The organism is Streptomyces sp. 11-1-2 (assembly GCF_003595545.1).
GTDB lineage: Bacteria > Actinomycetota > Actinomycetes > Streptomycetales > Streptomycetaceae > Streptomyces > Streptomyces hygroscopicus_B.
Genome location: NZ_CP022545.1, coordinates 8,981,622 through 8,998,524 on the forward strand (window position 1 = coordinate 8,981,622; position 16,903 = coordinate 8,998,524).

13 protein-coding genes are annotated in these 16,903 nt (G+C 72.6%); 10 read left to right on the forward strand and 3 right to left on the reverse strand.

All coding sequences use genetic code 11. The features are described 5' to 3' along the window. Nucleotides 1-291 precede the first annotated feature (291 nt). The 8 genes from CGL27_RS38560 to CGL27_RS38595 all read left to right on the forward strand — a co-directional run bounded on the left by CGL27_RS38560 (nt 292) and on the right by CGL27_RS38595 (nt 12,074). On the forward strand, nt 292-1,347 hold the full coding sequence (locus CGL27_RS38560) for an ATP-binding cassette domain-containing protein (RefSeq protein WP_119994764.1): 1,056 nt from the start codon (nt 292-294) through the stop codon (nt 1,345-1,347). Beyond that, nucleotides 1,344-2,132, forward strand: a complete 789-nt coding sequence (locus tag CGL27_RS38565) for a methionine ABC transporter permease (protein ID WP_119992261.1) — start codon at nt 1,344-1,346, stop codon at nt 2,130-2,132. The genes CGL27_RS38560 and CGL27_RS38565 overlap by 4 nt, the downstream gene beginning before the upstream one ends. Before the next feature lie 95 nt (nt 2,133-2,227). Further along, nucleotides 2,228-3,049 (forward strand): MetQ/NlpA family ABC transporter substrate-binding protein, encoded by an 822-nt coding sequence (locus CGL27_RS38570; RefSeq protein WP_119992262.1) that lies wholly within the window; start codon nt 2,228-2,230, stop codon nt 3,047-3,049. A 197-nt stretch (nt 3,050-3,246) separates the two neighbouring features. Beyond that, entirely contained in the window at nt 3,247-3,894 is a 648-nt protein-coding gene (locus CGL27_RS38575; protein ID WP_078639920.1) for a GNAT family N-acetyltransferase, read from the forward strand. Nucleotides 3,895-4,185: 291 nt separating this feature from the next. After that, nucleotides 4,186-5,439: a precorrin-6y C5,15-methyltransferase (decarboxylating) subunit CbiE gene (cbiE, locus tag CGL27_RS38580; protein WP_119992263.1), complete on the forward strand. Its 1,254-nt coding sequence runs from the start codon at nt 4,186-4,188 to the stop codon at nt 5,437-5,439. Between the two features lie 280 nt (nt 5,440-5,719). Continuing rightward, a complete protein-coding gene (cobT, locus tag CGL27_RS38585) occupies nt 5,720-9,817 on the forward strand; it encodes a nicotinate-nucleotide--dimethylbenzimidazole phosphoribosyltransferase (protein ID WP_119992264.1) in 4,098 nt (1,365 codons plus the stop codon). 137 nt (nt 9,818-9,954) lie between these two features. Next, nucleotides 9,955-11,175 (forward strand): uroporphyrinogen-III C-methyltransferase, encoded by a 1,221-nt coding sequence (cobA, locus tag CGL27_RS38590; protein WP_078639917.1) that lies wholly within the window; start codon nt 9,955-9,957, stop codon nt 11,173-11,175. Nucleotides 11,176-11,255: 80 nt separating this feature from the next. Further along, nucleotides 11,256-12,074 carry an RNA methyltransferase gene (locus CGL27_RS38595; protein WP_086711564.1) on the forward strand — a complete coding sequence of 273 codons (819 nt, stop codon included), beginning with the start codon at nt 11,256-11,258 and terminating at the stop codon, nt 12,072-12,074. Nucleotides 12,075-12,184: 110 nt separating this feature from the next. Here the strand turns inward: CGL27_RS38595 and CGL27_RS38600 are convergent, their stop codons facing one another. Next, nucleotides 12,185-13,528: a serine/threonine-protein kinase gene (locus CGL27_RS38600; RefSeq protein WP_119992265.1), complete on the reverse strand. Its 1,344-nt coding sequence runs from the start codon at nt 13,526-13,528 to the stop codon at nt 12,185-12,187. A gap of 306 nt (nt 13,529-13,834) precedes the next feature. On the opposite strand from CGL27_RS38600, the gene CGL27_RS38605 reads away from it, so the two are divergent. Both CGL27_RS38605 and CGL27_RS38610 read left to right on the forward strand, forming a co-directional pair. After that, nucleotides 13,835-14,071 carry a hypothetical protein gene (locus tag CGL27_RS38605; protein WP_078639914.1) on the forward strand — a complete coding sequence of 79 codons (237 nt, stop codon included), beginning with the start codon at nt 13,835-13,837 and terminating at the stop codon, nt 14,069-14,071. Nucleotides 14,072-14,357: 286 nt separating this feature from the next. Then, nucleotides 14,358-14,576, forward strand: a complete 219-nt coding sequence (locus tag CGL27_RS38610; RefSeq protein ID WP_119992266.1) for a hypothetical protein — start codon at nt 14,358-14,360, stop codon at nt 14,574-14,576. 205 nt (nt 14,577-14,781) lie between these two features. On the opposite strand, the gene CGL27_RS38615 is transcribed toward CGL27_RS38610, so the two are convergent. Further along, a complete protein-coding gene (locus tag CGL27_RS38615) occupies nt 14,782-15,921 on the reverse strand; it encodes a methyltransferase domain-containing protein (protein WP_119992267.1) in 1,140 nt (379 codons plus the stop codon). Next, complete coding sequence (locus tag CGL27_RS38620; RefSeq protein ID WP_240450790.1) at nt 15,918-16,805, reverse strand: radical SAM/SPASM domain-containing protein; 888 nt, start codon at nt 16,803-16,805, stop codon at nt 15,918-15,920. The genes CGL27_RS38615 and CGL27_RS38620 overlap by 4 nt, the downstream gene beginning before the upstream one ends. Nucleotides 16,806-16,903: the final 98 nt, after the last annotated feature.

Sequence of the window (16,903 nt, forward strand, 5' to 3'; positions counted from 1 at the left end):
CGACGAGCTGCCGCATCCCTGCGACCGAGGCGAACCCCACGCCCGGTGCTCGTTGTCGGTGTCGAATGTGTGACTGCTGAGGGCCCCTGCCTGAGCCTCGCGCCCCGAAGCGAGACCGGCTGAGCCGGACCCGTGCGCCCAGCGCGCCGGGCCGCGCCGCCCCGCGTCACCGGAACCCGAAACGCGCCCACACATCGCGCATCCCCTCGGGTCCGCCCTGCCGCGTTCCGAAATGAACGAGCCGTGCACGGCGGTACCAACCGCCGTGCACTCAACAGTGACGGAAACCCTGTGATCACCACCACGGACCTGACCAAGGTCTACCGCTCACGAGGCCGCGAGGTCACCGCCCTCGACGGCGTCGATCTGCATGTCCGCGAGGGTGAGGTGTACGGCGTCGTCGGCCAGAGCGGCGCCGGGAAGTCCACCCTCATCCGCTGCGTCAACCTCCTGGAGCGCCCCACCTCCGGCACGGTCACCGTGGCCGGCCAGGACCTGACCGCACTCGCCGGGCGCCGCCAGAGCGCCGGCTCCGCGCTGCGCCAGGCCCGCAGCCGTATCGGCATGGTGTTCCAGCACTTCAACCTGCTCTCCTCGCGCACCGTGCGGGACAACGTCGAGCTGCCCCTGGAGATCCTCGGCGTCTCCGGCAAGGAGCGCACCCGCAAGGCCCTGGAGCTGCTGGAGCTGGTGGGCCTCAGCGACAAGGCGAAGGCGTACCCCGCGCAGCTCTCCGGTGGTCAGAAGCAGCGCGTCGGCATCGCCCGCGCGCTCGCCGGCGACCCCAAGGTGCTGCTCTCGGACGAGGCGACCTCCGCGCTCGACCCCGAGACCACCCGCTCGATCCTCCGGCTGCTGCGCGACCTCAATGAGCAGCTCGGCCTGACCGTGCTGCTCATCACGCACGAGATGGACGTCGTCAAGACGATCTGCGACTCGGCCGCGCTGATGCGCGACGGCCGGATCGTGGAGTCCGGCCAGGTCAGCGAGTTGCTGGCGACGCCCGGCTCCGAGCTGGCACAGGAGCTCTTCCCGGTCGGCGGGGTGCCCTCGGGCGAGGACCGTACGGTCGTGGACGTCACCTTCCAGGGCGAGGCGGCCACCAAGCCGGTCATCTCCCAGCTCTCCCGTACGTACAACATCGACATCTCGATCCTGGGCGCCGCGATGGACACCGTCGGCGGCCACCAGGTCGGCCGGATGCGGATCGAGCTGCCCGGCCGGTTCGAGGAGAACGTCGTCCCGATCGGCTTCCTGCGGGAGCAGGGCCTGCAGGTCGATGTGGCGGCCATCGCCGACGGCCCGCGCGCGAACCCGACCCCGCTGCTCAAGGAGGGCGCCAAGTGACCTGGTCCGAGATGGAGCCCCTGCTGGAGCAGGCCTGTTGGGACACCCTCTACATGGTCGGCTGGTCGGCGGTGATCGCCGTCGTCGGCGGACTGCCGCTCGGTGTGCTGCTGGTCCTCACCGACCGCGGCGGAGTGCTGCGGAACGTCGTGGTGAACAAGGTCGTCGGGCAGATCGTCAACGTCGCCCGCTCGATGCCGTTCATCATCCTGATGGTCGCCCTGATCTCCTTCACCCGCGCGATCGTGGGCACCACCATCGGCCCCGAGGCCGCGATCGTGCCCCTGGCCATCGGCGCCATCCCCTTCTACGCCCGGCTCGTGGAGACCGCGGTGCGCGAGGTGGACGGCGGGCTGGTCGAGGCCGTGCAGTCGATGGGCGGCTCCACCTGGACCGTCGTCCGCAAGGTGCTGCTGCCCGAGTCGCTGCCCGCGCTGATCTCCAGCGCGACCACCACGATCGTCGCGCTCATCGGCTACTCCGCGATGGCCGGCACGGTCGGCGCCGGCGGCCTCGGTGACCTGGCGGTCCGCTACGGCTATCTGCGGTTCGAGACCAAGCTGATGTGGATCACCGTCGCCATCCTCGCGGTGGTCATCTCCGTCATCCAGTTCGCGGGTGATCTCGCCGCCCGCGGCCTGTCGCACCGCGGCCGCTCCTCGGTCGCCCCGCGGCTGGTGCTGCTGCGCGGCGGCGCGTCCCGGGCGGGGAAGCCCGCTCCGGCCCCGGAGCCGCAGGCCGCGCCCGCCGAGATCGAGTCCGTGGAGCCGGCCAAGATCCCCTGAGCCCCAACCCACCTCCGTACCCCCGTACCACCCGCCCGTCATTCCGCTTCCGCACCCGCGGCGGATTCGTGCGCCCTCGAAGAAAGGCACTTTTCGTGCGTAACACCACCAAGACCGTCACCACCGTCCTCGCCGCCGGCGCGCTCGCCCTCGGCGCCGCCGCCTGCAGCCCCTCGTCCTCCGACGACAAGAACGGCGCGCTGGTCGTCGCCGCGAGCCCGGTCCCGCACGCGGAGATACTCAACTACGTCAAGGACCACCTGGCCGAAAAGGCGGGCCTCAAGCTCGAGGTCAAGGAGTTCACCGACTACAACACGCCGAACCTCTCCACCCAGGACGGCTCGGTCGGCGCCAACTACTTCCAGAACCAGCCGTTCCTGGACGACTTCAACAAGAAGAAGGGCACCGACATCGTGCCCGTCGTCACCGTGCACCTCGAGCCGCTCGGCCTCTACTCGCACAAGGTGAAGAAGGCCGGCGAGCTCAAGAAGGGCGCCACCGTGGCCGTCCCGAGCGACACGGTCAACGAGGCCCGCGCGCTGAAGCTGCTGGACGCCAATGGGGTCATCAAGCTCAAGAGCGGCGTCGGCAACGAGGCCACCCCCAAGGACATCGTCACCAACCCCAAGGGCCTGAAGTTCAAGGAACTGGAGGCCGCCCAGCTGCCGCGGTCGCTCGACGACGTGGACGCCGCGGTCGTCAACGGCAACTACGCCATCGAGGCGCACCTCAAGCCCGCCAAGGACGCCATCCTCCTCGAATCGCCCAAGAACAACCCGTACGCCAACTTCCTGGCCGTGAAGAAGGGCAACGAGGACGACCCGCGCGTCAAGAAGCTGGCCAAGCTCCTCACCTCCCCCGAGGTGAAGAAGTACATCAAGGACCAGTACCAGGGCTCCGTGCTGGCGTCCTTCTGATTTCGCGGCGCACCGCGACACCACCGCAACGATCGCGCCAACCTTCCCGCCCACCGGCGGATCCCCAGGGCCCCGCATCCGGACCACAACCGGATGCGGGGCCTTCCGATTCACCCCCCGTGCTGCATTCGCCCTGCGTGATGCTGCATGCTGGGCCTCTCTACGGCCCTGAAACGACCCCCGTTACGGAGCGGCGCATGACATCCACCTTCCCGGACATCTCCATCAGCACGGAACGGCTGGTGCTGCGCCCGTTCGAGGAAGCGGACATACCCGCGCTCGCGGACATGATGAACGACGAACACATCATCGCCTGGACCCGGGCGCCCAATCCGTACAGCCCGGCCGACGCCCGCGATCAGGCACTGCGGCTCGCCCCGGCGGAACGGACCACGGGCCGGGGAATCGTCTTCGCGGTCGCCGAATTCCTCACCCAGCGGCTGGTCGGCATCGTGCATCTGAGCCATACCGACTGGAGATTGCTGGCCACCGAGGCCAGCTATATCGTCGCCCCCTGGGCGCGCGGTGAGGGCTATGCCTCGGAGGCCGTGCTGGCCGTGGCCCGCTGGCTGTTCCAGGACCAGAAGTTCGAGCGCCTGGAGCTGCGCACCGCCGCCGGCAACACCGCCGCCCAGCAGGTCGCCCAGAAGGTCGGCTGTATCAGCGAGGGTGTGTTGCGCAACGCCTGGATAGCCCGGACCCAGACGGAGGACGGCGGCTGGACCGATATGCGCACCGACCTCATCGTCTGGAGTCTGCTCGCCGAGGATCTCGACGGCACCCCCGACCGGATCTCCGGGCCCGAGGGCTTCGGCGTCTATCCCACCTACTCCGACTGGGGCTGACGCCCCACCGCGCCCCGCCCGGAGCGGAGATCCGGCGCATCCGCGCCGTCCGCGCCCCCGGCGCACCACCCCCACGCCCGCCCCCGCTCCGGCGGTCCGGACCAGCCGGGGTACTCTTCGTCCGCGCCGAACACCCGCGCCTTGGCCGCATCCCGGACCGCGCCCCGCGCATCCGCGGCAGATCGGCCGCGACCCGCCCGTGAACCCTCACAGGCACACCACGCGACGCACACGGCCCACCGCGACGCACCGACAGACCCGACCCGCCACACATAGGGGAGAACAAGGACGATGGCCGACCGCGTCACGGTGATCGGTTGGGACGGCACCCCGCTCACGGACGCGGCCCGCTCCGCCCTCGCGGCGGCCACTCTCGTGGCCGGCGCCGCCCACCACCTGGCGCTGCCCGAAGTCCCGCCAGGCGCCGAACGGATCCGGCTCGGCAGCGTGGACCTCGCGGCCCGCAGGATCGCCCAGCACCGCGGCTCCGCCGTGGTCCTGGCCGACGGCGACCCCGGCTTCTTCGGCGTCGTCCGCGCCCTGCGCGCCCCCGAGCACGGACTCGAGGTCGAGGTCGTCCCCGCCGTCTCCTCGGTCGCCACCGCCTTCGCCCGGGCCGGGATGCCCTGGGACGACGCCCAGGTCGTCGTCGCCCACAGCCGCGATCTGCGCCGGGCGGTCAACGTCTGCCGCGCCCACACCAAGGTCGCCGTCCTCACCTCGCCCGGCGCCGGCCCCGCCGAACTCGCACTGCTGCTCGGCCCCGTGCACCGCACCTTCGTCATCTGCGAGGCGCTGGGCACCGAACGCGAGCAGGTCACCGTCCTGACCTCCGACAAGGCCGCCGACCACGCCTGGCGCGACCCCAACGTCGTCATCGTCATCGGCGGCTCCGGCATAACTCCCGTCCGCGGCGGCCCGGCGGGCGGTGCCGCCCGCGGCGCGCTGCAGAGCGGCGGCTGGATCGCCGGACGCGACCCCGGCTACCCGGGCGCCGTCCGCGGCTGGGCGCTGCCCGGCCCCGCGTACGGGACCGTGCTGGGCGAGAGCGAGTCCCCGCAGCTGCGCGCCCTCCAACTCGCCCGCATCGGCCCCCGCCTGGGCGACCTGGTCTGGGACATCGGAGCGGGCAGCGGCGCGGCGGCCGTCGAGACCGCCGGGTTCGGCGCCGCCGTCATCACCGTCGACCGCGCCCCGGACGCCTGCGAGCGCACCGACACCCTGGCCCGCCGCTTCGGCGTACAGCTCCAGGTCGTCCAGGGCGTCGCCCCCGAGGTGCTGGAGGACCTGCCGGAGCCGGATGTGGTGCGGATCGGCGGTGGGGGCGCGTCCGTGGTCGCCGCGTGCGCCGCGCGCCGCCCCGAGCGCATCGTCACCCACGCCGCGACTCGCGACGAGGCGGAGGCCATCGGCCAGGCGCTGGAGGACGGCGGCTACGCCGTCGAATGCGTGCTGCTGCAGTCCGTCGAATTGGACACGCGGGGCTGGACCGAACGGGAGCGCGCGGTCGCCTTCATGCTCTGCGGCCACCGCCCGCACCAGTGATTTTGTCCTTGTGACGTTCGCCCCGAGCTTCGCCCCGGTGACCTGCCCCGGGCACCGCGCGGGGTAGGCTGGCGGATCGTTGTACTGCCTGTACCGCTGCCCGGCGTTCGGTGCTTTATTGGCCAAAGGCCGGAAAATGCCCCTTCCTTGAAGGGGTGGCGGTAGGCAAGCCTCGGGCGTGTCTACGTGCCGCGCACGGCGCATGCTCGTTCTTGCTCAGGGGGCTTGCTCTCGGCGGTAGGCGGTTGGAAGGAGCACTAACGATGGGCGAGGGGTACGCATGACCGACACCGGCCAGGTCCCGGGAGAGGGACTGCCGGAGAACGCAGGCGGACGACTCGGACATCCGCACCCGGCGGATGTCCATGCCCCGCCTGCCGACGCCGGTTACATCGAGCAGCCGCATCCCGGTGCCCCTCCCGGCGCCGCCTACACCTTCCTCGACGGGCCCGAACACGTCGGCGAGGAGGACGATCTGCTGCTGATGCCGGGCGCCCAGGGCGCCTGGAGCGAGCAGCAGGCCCAGTACCAGACCGGGGCATACGAGGCGGGTGTGCTCGACCCAGGCGCCGCCGCGTACGCCGAGACCCAGATGCCCGAGCCGCAGCCCGTGGCGGAGCAGCCCGTACCGCAGTCGGCCCCCGCCCAGGCCGCGTACGCGGCGCCCGCGGCCCCCGCCCGGCGACCACTCCACATGGGCCCGCCGGTGCCCGACAGCTCCAACGGCGTGGTGCGTTCGCTCGCCGACCGGGGCCCGGCCGCGGGCCGGCACGCCGCGCCCGTACGCCAGCCGGAGCCCGAGCCGCAGGCCCTGCCGGAGCCACATCCGCAGGTGCCGCACCAGGTCGGGGCCCAGCCCGAGTACGGGGCGGGGCCGCAGCAGGGCGTTCCGGCGCCTGAGCAGGGCGGGATGGCGGAGCAGCAGTTCGCCGGGCCCGAGCACTTTGCCGGGCCCGAGCAGCAGTTCGCGGAGCCCGAGCAGTTCGCCGACGCCGAGCAGCAGTTTGCCGCGCCTGAGCAGTTTGCCGAGGCCGAGCAGCAGTTCGCCGCGCCTGAGCAGTTCGTCGTTCCCGAGCAGCCGGTCATGCTCGAGCAGCCTCTGGCGGCCGACTACTCCACCGCGCCCCAGTACGCCGCCGGGCCGCAGTACTTCACCCCGCAGCCCGACGACCTGAGTCGGCTCCCCGGGCCCCAGCTCGCGGACCTCCCGCAGATGGTCGACGCCCCGCAGCCGGGGGACGCCTGGGACTCCACGCCGCCTGCGCAGCAGGCCGCGCAGACCGCTGCGCCCGCGCCCGCTCCCGCGGAGACGGCTGGTACGGCCGAGGAGCCTCCGGTCGCGGAGGGGCCCGAAGCGGAGCCCGCTCCCCAGCAGTTCGCCCAGCCCGAGGCGATGGCGCCGGAGGCGCAGCCGGTCACGATGGACCAGGCGTACGGGGACCCGGCGGTCGCGGACCCGCACCAGATGGGCGTGACCATCCCGGCCCAGGCCGGGGAGCCCGTCATGGAGCCCGCCCCAGAGGCCGCCGTGGTCGAGGAGCAGGTCCTCGACATCCCGGCCCAGGCCCAGACCGAGCCCGTCGCCGAACAGCCCGAGGCCCAGCCCGCCCCCGCCCCGGTCGCGGAGGCCGTACCGGAGATCCCGGCGCAGCTTGCCCATGAGCCGGTCACGGCCGAACTCCCGGATCAGCCCGCCGAAACGGTGGAGCAGGCCGCCGTGGACCCGGCGCTCTCGATAGTGGCCGAAGTGGCAGACGAGCCGCCTCAGCCCGAGGAGGCGGCCGCTGAGGAGCCGGCCGCTGCCGAGACGCCTCAGCAGGAGGCGCCCGTCGAGCCGGGGGCCGAGGCCGCGCCCGAAGCGGAGGTCGTACCGGAGGCGGCGGCAGCGGCGTCGGAGGAGCCCGCCGAGACGCCTGAGCAGGCGGCGGCCGAGCCGGAGCCCGAGCCGATCGCCGAGGCGGAGACCGTGGCCGAGGCAGCGGAGCAGTCCCCGGAGGAGCAGGCTCCCGAGGCCGAAGCGGTGGACACCCCGGCGGCCGAGGCCACCGAGAGCGAAGCCACTGAGGCGGAGGCACCCGAGACCGCCGAGGCCGAGGCGGCGCCCGCGGCGGCGCCCGCCGGGCCGGACGCGGAAGCGGCGCCCGAGGCAGCGCCGGAGGCCGGAGCCGAAGCCACCGAGCCCGACGCTGAGCCCGACGCAGAGGCAGAGGCGGAAGCCCAGCCCACCGAGCCCGAGGCCACGACGCCCGAAACGGCACCCGAAGCCGAAGCCGAACCCGAACCCGAAGCCATCGAGCCGCAGGCCACCGAGCAGGAAGCCACGGAGCCGCAGGCCGGTACCGCTGAGGCCGACAGCCCGGAAGCCGCCGAGCCCGAGGCCGCCGAGCCCGCAGCCCCCGAGCCCGAGGCCGGCGCGACCGAAGCTCCCGAGCCCGAGGCCGGGACCGCCGAACCGGAGCCCACAGACCCGGAATCCGCCGAGCCCGAGGCGACCGCCTCCGTGCCGGAGCCCGACCCCCAAACGGATCCCGAAATGGCCACCGAGCCCGTAGCGGACGAGGCCCAGGAATCCACACCGGAGCCCGAGGCCGACACCGACGCCGAAACCGAGCTCGAGCCCGAGCCGATCCCCATCCCCCTCGGCCCCCGCGCCGAGGGGTACGACGAGGCCGAGCGAGCCGCCGTCCACCGCGTGATGCGCGAGCGCCGGGACATCCGTAACGGCTTCCGGCCCGACCCCATCCCGCACGAGGTGCTGCTGCGTGTCCTCGAAGCGGCGCACACCGCGCCCAGCGTCGGGCACTCCCAGCCGTGGGACTTCGTCGTCATCCGCTCGGCGGAGACCCGGCGCGCCATGCATGAGCTGGCCATGCGCCAGCGGGACGCGTACGCCAAGTCCCTCCCCAAGGGCCGGGCCAAGCAGTTCAAGGAACTGAAGATCGAGGCCATCCTCGAGACCCCGGTCAACATCGTCGTCACCGCCGACCCCACCCGCGGTGGCCGCCACACCCTCGGCCGGCACACCCAGCCGCAGATGGCGCCGTACTCCTCCGCGCTCGCGGTGGAGAACCTGTGGCTCGCCGCCCGTGCCGAGGGCCTCGGCGTCGGCTGGGTCAGCTTCTTCGACGAGCGCGAGATGGTGCGGGAGCTCGGGCTGCCCGACCATCTGGAGATCGTGGCGTATCTGTGCGTCGGGTACGTCGACGAGTTCCCGCAGGAGCCGGAGCTGATGAAGGCCGGGTGGTCCAAGCGCCGCCCGCTGTCCTGGGTCGTCCACGAGGAGACGTACGGCCGCCGCACGCTGCCCGGCGGCGATCCGCACAACCTGCTCCAGGAGACCCTGCGGGGCATCCGCCCGCTGGACGCCAAGGCACTCGGCGAGGCGTGGGAGCGGCAGAAGCGGATGACCAAGCCGTCCGGTGCGCTCGGCATGCTGGAGATCATCTCCGCCCAGTTGAGCGGGCTGTCCCGGCAGTGCCCGCCGCCGATCCCGGAGCCCGCGGCCGTCGCGATCTTCGCGGGCGACCACGGGGTGCACGCCCAGGGCGTCACCGCCTGGCCGCAGGAGGTCACCAGCCAGATGGTGGCCAACTTCCTGGGCGGCGGCGCGGTCTGCAACGCCTTCGCCGCCCAGGTGGGCGCCGAGGTGTGCGTCGTGGACGTCGGGGTGGCGAGCGAGCTGCCCAGCACCCCCGGGCTGCTGCCGCGCAAGGTGCGGGCGGGCACCGGAGACTTCACCGTCGGCCCCGCGCTCACCCGCGAGGAGGTGCTGCGCGCCATCGAGGTGGGCATCGAGACGGCCCGCGATCTGGTGGCCGCCGGGAACAAGGCGCTGCTCACCGGAGAGATGGGGATCGCCAACACCACCGTGTCGGCCGCCCTGGTCTCCATCTACACCGGCGCCGACCCGGCCGAGGTGACCGGGCGCGGCACGGGCATCAACGACGAGATGCACGCGCGCAAGATCGATGTCGTACGGCGCGGTCTCGAGCTGCACCAGCCCGATCCGGCCGACCCCATCGGCGTCCTGTCGGCGATCGGCGGCCTGGAGCACGCCGCGATCACCGGGCTGCTGCTGGGCGGCGCCTCGCTGCGTACGCCCGTGATCCTGGACGGGGTGAGCGCGGGCGCCGCCGCGCTGGTCGCCCGGGCCATCGCGCCCGAGGTGCTGGCGGCCTGCATCGCGGGCCACCGCAGCGCCGAGCCGGGCCATGTGGCGGCCCTGAACAAGCTGGGTCTGCGCCCTCTGGTCGACCTGGATCTGCGGCTCGGCGAGGGCACCGGGGCGCTGCTCGCCCTCCCGGTGGTGCAGAGCGCCGCACGGGCGATGCACGAGGTGGCCACGTTCGACTCCGCAGGGGTCACGGAGAAAAACTGATGCGCGCCCCCGCCGCGTAGGGTGTCGGCGGGGGCTCCGCCCCAGAGTCGATCAAGCTCTAGTCGATCAAGCCCCAGTCGATCAGCCGCTCCAGCGCCGCAGCGGCCGCGCATTCGCCCGAGGAGAGCCGCACCGCCATGTCCGAACACTTCGCATACCCCGTCGGACTGCGCCTTTCCGGGCGGCGTGTGGTCGTCCTCGGGGCGGGGCAGGTCGCCCAGCGCCGGCTGCCCGCGCTGATCGCGGCCGGTGCGGACATCCTGCTGATCTCCCCGTCCGCCACCGCCTCCGTCGAGGCCATGGCCGAGGCGGGGGAGGTGCGCTGGGAGCGCCGCCGTTACCAGGAGGGCGACTTCGAGGACGCCTGGTACGTCCTGATCACCACGGACGACCCGGAGGCCAACGCCACCGCGTCCGCCGAGGCCGAGGCGCGCCGCATCTGGTGCGTCCGCAGCGACGACGCCGAGGCCGCCTCCGCCTGGACCCCGGCCACCGGGCGGAGCGAGGGCGTCACCGTCGCCGTGCTCACCGGACAGGACCCGCGCCGCTCCGCCGCCGTCCGGGACGCCGTGGTGGAGGGGCTGCGCGACGGCACCCTCGCCGCGCCCCGCCACCGCACCCGCGGCCCGCGGGTGGCGCTGGTGGGCGGCGGGCCGGGCGATCCGGACCTGATCACCGTGCGCGGCCGCCGCCTCCTCGCCGAGGCGGACGTGGTGGTGGCCGACCGGCTCGGCCCGCGCGATCTGCTCGATGAACTCCCGCCGCATGTCGAGGTGATCGACGCGGCGAAGATCCCGTACGGCCGTTTCATGGCCCAGGAGGCGATCAACAACGCGCTGATCGAGCACGCCAAGGCGGGCAAGTCGGTCGTCCGCCTCAAGGGCGGCGACCCCTTCGTCTTCGGGCGCGGCATGGAGGAGGCGGAGGCGCTCGCCGAGGCCGGTATCCCGTGCACGGTCGTCCCCGGCATCTCCAGCTCCATCAGCGTCCCGGGCGCGGCCGGGATCCCGGTGACCCACCGGGGCGTCGCGCATGAGTTCACGGTGGTCAGCGGCCATGTCGCGCCCGACGACCCCAGCTCCCTGGTGGACTGGGCGGCGCTGGCCCGGCTGCGCGGCACGCTGGTGCTGCTCATGGCCGTGGAGAAGATCGGCGCCATCGCCGCGACCCTCGTCGCCCACGGCCGCGCCGCCGACACCCCCGTCGCCGTGGTCCAGGAGGGCACCACCCCGGCCCAGCGCCGGGTGGACGCGACCCTCGCCACCGTCGGGGAGAAGGTCGCGGCCGAGGGCGTACGGCCCCCGGCGGTCGTGGTGATCGGAGATGTCGTCGCCCTCGCGTCCCGTGACCACCGCTGACGTAAGCGGACGTAACCGCCGGTAACTTATTCGCGTCGGGCTCATTGGCACCGCATCCAGGACAAGGCAGTATCACTTAAGTGGCTGATCTCATCACCGTCGATGATCCGGACGACCCGCGGCTGCGCGACTACACGGGTCTGACCGATGTGGAGCTGCGGCGCAAGCGGGAACCGGCCGAGGGCCTGTTCATCGCCGAAGGCGAGAAGGTGATCCGGCGCGCCCGCCTCGCCGGCTACGAGATGCGCTCGATGCTGCTGTCGTCCAAGTGGGTCGATGTGATGCGGGACGTCATCGAGGACGTCCCCGCCCCCGTCTACGCCGTCAGCCCCGAACTGGCCGAACGCGTGACGGGCTACCACGTCCACCGCGGCGCCCTCGCCTCCATGCAGCGCAAGCCGCTGCCGGACGCGGAGTCGGTCCTCCAGGGCGCCCGGCGCGTCGCCATCATGGAGTCCGTCAACGACCACACCAACACCGGCGCCATCTTCCGCAGCGCGGCGGCCCTCGGCATGGACGCCGTGCTCCTCTCCCCGGACTGCGCCGACCCCCTCTACCGGCGCTCGGTCAAGGTCTCCATGGGCGCCGTCTTCTCCGTGCCGTACGCCCGCCTGGAGAGCTGGCCGCGCGGGCTGGAGGCGGTCCGGGACGCCGGGTTCAAGATCCTCGCCCTGACCCCCGACGAGAAGGCCACCACCATCGACGACGCGGCCCCGCACCGCCTGGAGCGGGTCGCGCTGATGCTGGGCGCGGAGGGCGACGGGCTCTCCACCCAGGCGCTGATGGCGGCGGACGAGTGGGTCCGGATCCCGATGGCCCACGGTGTGGACTCGCTCAACGTGGGCGCGGCGGCGGCGGTCGCCTTCTACGCCGTCACCTCGGGCAGACCGGGGCTCTGACCCCTACCGGCCGTCCGGCCCGGCCGCCGCTCCGCCGAGTGCGGGGCCTGCGCCGAGTGCGGCGCCTCCGCTTCTACGCGGTCACCTCGGGCAAACGGGGGCTCTGACCCCTACCGGCCGTCCGGCCCGGCCGCCGCCTCCGCCGAGGGCGGCGTCTCCGTCGAGTGCGGCGCCTCCGCCGAGACCGACCCCTTCGGCCCGTGCGGCGCGCCCAGGCCGTTCGCCGGGCCCTGGCAGCCCTGCGCCGCCGCGATCCCCAGCGCCACCAGCAGCGTCACCACGACGAACACGGTCAGCCGCTGCCGCAGCAGCCGACGGTTCGGCCCGCTGGGGCGGCGTCCGCCCGGCGAGGTGCGAACGGTGTTGACCGGGCGCCCCGAGCGGTCCGTACGCGCGGGCGGCCGCGGGCCCCGGCGCTGCGCCTGCGCCGGACGCGCGGGGGTGTTCCGCCCCGTGTTTCGCCCCGAGGACCCGCCCGTACTGGCTCCCGGCCGCGGGGACGGCGACCCGTTCCGCGGCGCCGGCGTACTGCCCGGGCGTCGCTCCGTGTGCTGGTCGGCGTACGCCTCGGGGCGCCGCGCCGGAGGGCGGCCCGGCCCGCCGCCGTAGCCCCCGGCACCGTGCCCGTGCCCATGCGCCTCGCGCGCCGCGATCTCCTTCAGCCGCAGCGACAGTTGCAGAGTGCTCGGCCGGTCCTCCGGATCCTTCGCCAGACAGGCGTGGAGCAGCGGCGCCAAGGCGTCAGGGACGCCCAGCAACTGCGGCTCCTCGTGCACCACCCGGTACAACATCACCTCGGAACTGCCGTGCCCGAACGGCGAGTCCGCCGTCGAGGCGTACGCGAGCGTCGCGCCCAGCGCGAAGACGTCGGTCGCCGGGGTCACCGCCGCGCCCCGTACCTGCTCGGGCGCGAGGAAGCCGGGCGAGCCGACCGCCGTGCCGACGTGGGTGAGGGTGCTGGCCCCGGTCGCCCAGGCGATGCCGAAGTCGATGATGCGCGGGCCCTTGGGGGAGAGCAGGATGTTCGAGGGCTTGAGGTCACGGTGGACGACCCCCGCCTCATGGACCGCCAACAGCCCCTCCGCCAGCGCCGACCCGATCGACGCGACCTGGGCGGCGGGCAGCGGGCCCTCCTCGTTCACCTTGTCGTGGAGGGAGGGGCCCGGTACGTACTGGGTGGCGAACCAGGGGCGGTCGGCCTCCAGGTCGGCGGCCACCAGCCGGGCCGTACAGCCGCCGCGGATCCGCCGCGCGGCGGAGACCTCCCGGGCGAACCGCGACCGGAACTCCCGGTCCTCGGCGAGATCCGGCCGGATCACCTTCAGGGCCACTCGCTGGCCGCGCCGGTCGGAGCCGAGGTAGACCACCCCCATGCCGCCCGCGCCGAGCCGCCGGTGCAGCCGGAAGGAACCGACGACACGCGGGTCCTCGCGCCGGAGCCGCATCATCGCCATGTCCGTCCCCTACCTCCGGTGGGGAGCCCCTCCCTTAACCCCTGGTGGGGAGCCCCATCCGCTGCCGTCTGCTTGCCGTTTGCCGCTGATCTGTCGTCAGTCCGCCGCTGTTGTCCGTCGCTGTCCGTCTGACGTGCACAGCTTACGGATTGACAGCCCCGCGCGCTGAGAGGCCGCGCATGCGTCGGCCGATGGATTGTCAGTGGTGCCTGGGATCCTGGAGAAGTGGGCCGGAATCGTGGCAATCCACGCTCGGCTCCGTGCTGCGTGATCTCAAGAGGCCGTCTCAGAAGGGGGATTGAGACCGTGAAGGGTGATCGTGTGGAGATAGTCGTGGATGCGGGGGACACGACGCGGACGTATGAAGTGGTGGCCAGCAGGGCGGGCCGGAGGGTCGAGACAGCGGTCCGGCGGGGGGTGGTGGAAGTGAGCGAAGTCACCCGTAATGGGTCCGTGGTGCGGACGGCCCGCTTCATGGCCAATCGCGTCCTGGCACTGGTGGAGCAGCCGGTGCCGCGGGGCGAGGAGGGAGATGGTGAGTAGAGCTCGCACGCGCTCGGAGGGGCACACTCCGGGGGCCCCGGAAGGGCTCCGGAAGGATCGATTCCCCGGACCCCTCCGGGAAGACCCCAAGGCGTGAGGGCGCATCTCCACCCAGGGGAGTAGTCGACGCCTCCCGGGGTCATCCTCCGGGAGGCCCGGCAATCGGTACGAGGGCATGACGCCGAGGACCGGGGTGCGCGCCTAATGTTGTGGTCAAGCGGCGGGCGCAGCACTCGTCCCCCGAGGTCAGACGCTCGCCGCCCCCAGATGTGACGGAGGAGGGACGATGGCGGACACGGCTGGACACACGGTCATTCACACGCGTCGTCGCAGGTCCATTCGCGCGGCGGTCGACGCCTTCGGCGGCCCGCGGACCGGCACCCGCCACCCTCTGGTCGCGGCGGCGATGGTGCTGCCGATGGCCATCCTCCTGACCATCACCTTCGGCGGCTGGGAAGCCGTCGTCACACAAGCGTCGTCCGTGGCGGGAATGCTGGGGCGCTGAGCGCCCCAGGCCTGGGAGAGCGGCCCGGGCCGGGGACTTCCGGCCATTAACCCCGTGGGGACGGGGGTGCGGCGGACGGCACGAATGCCCGGACAGCTGGGGAGCTGTCCGGGCATCGCGCCGTCTAGGCGCGTTCGGAACCGACACGGCCCGCCGTAAGGGCCCTAAGCCGGGGGCGACACCAGGTTCGCCGTTCCCGCTGTGATCACCTCAGCTCGGCAGACCACTTTCCGCGGCCGAGGTACGTACGACCGTCGGGTGTGATGTCCACGCGGGCCCCTCGCACCGGTAGCTCGCCGTTGCTGAGCCAGTAGTCGCGGACCTTGTCGAGGGCGTCCCACAGCCGACGGGGGCCGGCCTGGTGCACGGTGGGCCGCTCGTTCCCGGTCGCCGTCGCCCGGGCCCACGATCCGTCGGCATGTGCCATGAGCGCGACGCGCTGCTCGCCGTCCTCCCGGTACTCGTACTCGATGCCGGGCGCCTCGACGTCGAGCATGGAAGCGAGGTCCCACGCGTTCGCCACGTCGACGACGGGATACGGACCGCGAGTCACCTCGTCACCGTCCAGTTCCGCGGCCTTGGCGAGGCGAACGGCCGCACCGGGCGGGTAGTCGTCACCGTGACGAGCGTGCATGAACCCTGCCCGGTCCCACTCGACACGTCCGGTCGCACCCCCGTCCTCGTCCTTCTCGGCCGTGACGAGGAGGGAAGTACCGGCGATCGTGGTCACCAGCCGACCGCCGGGGCAGAGCACCCGGAGCCAGCTTTCGGGAATCGTGCGTACGGACACAGTCGCGACAATCCGCTCAAAGCTCGCGGGCTCGTACGGCAGGTTCCCGGTCGCGTCGATGGTGTCGAGCGTGGGAGCGACGCCTGCCTCGCTCGCCCGCTTGCGGGCGGCCTCGGTCAGGTAGGGGTCGACGTCGACGCTCGTCACCTGTTCGTCGCTCAGTCGGCGAGCGGCGAGGGCGGCCCCGTACCCGCTTCCCGTGCCCACGTCGAGCAGTCGGTCGCCATCGTCGATGCGGGCATGCTGGAACATGCCCACGACCAGGCTCGGCAGGGTGGCCGAGGACGTCGGCCGGCCATGCGGTCGGTCGGCCGCCGTGGCGTGGTCGGCGTGTAAGGGGCCGACGCGCGTCACAAGCGACGTGTCGCGGTACGCCGCATCGAGCCAGCGGTCCGGGTTGGTGGGTCCGTCGTGCAGTTCCCAGCCGTCGGCACCGCGCTTCCACCATCGGGGGATGAACAGGTGCCGTGGCGTGGCGGCGACGGCCGGCGCCCATCGGGAGTGCCGGTGTGTTGCGGCGCCGACTAGAGCTACGGCGCGGGTGGTCCAGTTCACGCGTGAACTCCAAGAGAGGGGGGCGGGGCGGGCGCGAAGTGCTTCGGGTTGCAGGCGGGCGTACGGGCCGGGTCGCAGTCGTTCGAATCGTCCGGGGTACAGGCGCCGGCGCGCGGCGAGGGCACGGCCGCAATCATCTCGCCCCATCGGTCGCTGTGCAGGATCTCGGCGAGACGCTGTTCGCGGACGTTGCCGGCGACCATGAAGCGGCTGAGGATGCAGCCGGACACGGCCCCGTCGGGAGAGACGGATACGCGGTGCCGGAAGCAGTGTCCGCACAGCTCGGCGGCGGTCGGCGTGCTCGCGTCAGGCTCGGCCGCACGTCCGACCTTGCGCATGCGGTCGACCTGGATTTCCTTGATGCCGAGCCGGTGCAGCTCCGCTTTGGCCTGCTCGACGCGCTGCCCCTCGACCACTTCGACGATTCCGGCGCGCATGGGGATACCGCGGCGGACCGCTTCGGCGATGTTCGCCCTGGTGCGCTCAAGGCTTCCGCGCGTGCGGGTGATCTCCTCGTGCTGCGCCCGGTCGTCGCTGTAGTAGGACGTGGCGAGGCAGACGCCCTTGCGGCTGAAGGAGTCCCACAGCGACGGCCGTACGTGGGTGAGATTCGAATACACCTCGACACCGAGGCCGACATCGAGGGCTTCCTCGATGAACTGCGGGAGGTGCGGCGAGAGGGTCGGCTCGCCGCCGATGAACTGCACCATGGGGATGCCCAGCTCGGCCACGTCCGCGATGACGCGCGACCAGTCCTCGCGGATCATCTTCCCGGCGGGTGCCTGCGGACTGCTGTCGGTGCAGCAGTGGGTACACCGGAGTTGGCAGGTTCCGGTGATCTCCAGCTCAATGGACTGGATACCGATCACGGTAGTTGTGCTCACGTAACTGCCTCCACGAGTAGACGGGTGCGACCCTGGCCCTGCGGTCGCCTGGGGTGGTGCACCGCCCCCACGTCCCGGAGGGAGCCGGTAACGAGTGC

What these genes read in the sequence shown, in the direction of transcription:
- CGL27_RS38575 (WP_078639920.1), top strand. Translation starts at nt 3,247, where the DNA reads ATGACATCCACCTTCCCGGACATCTCCATCAGCACGGAACGGCTGGTG.
- cbiE (WP_119992263.1), top strand. Translation starts at nt 4,186, where the DNA reads ATGGCCGACCGCGTCACGGTGATCGGTTGGGACGGCACCCCGCTCACG.
- cobT (WP_119992264.1), top strand. Translation starts at nt 5,720, where the DNA reads ATGACCGACACCGGCCAGGTCCCGGGAGAGGGACTGCCGGAGAACGCA.
- cobA (WP_078639917.1), top strand. Translation starts at nt 9,955, where the DNA reads ATGTCCGAACACTTCGCATACCCCGTCGGACTGCGCCTTTCCGGGCGG.
- CGL27_RS38600 (WP_119992265.1), bottom strand. Translation starts at nt 13,528, where the DNA reads ATGGCGATGATGCGGCTCCGGCGCGAGGACCCGCGTGTCGTCGGTTCC.
- CGL27_RS38610 (WP_119992266.1), top strand. Translation starts at nt 14,358, where the DNA reads ATGGCGGACACGGCTGGACACACGGTCATTCACACGCGTCGTCGCAGG.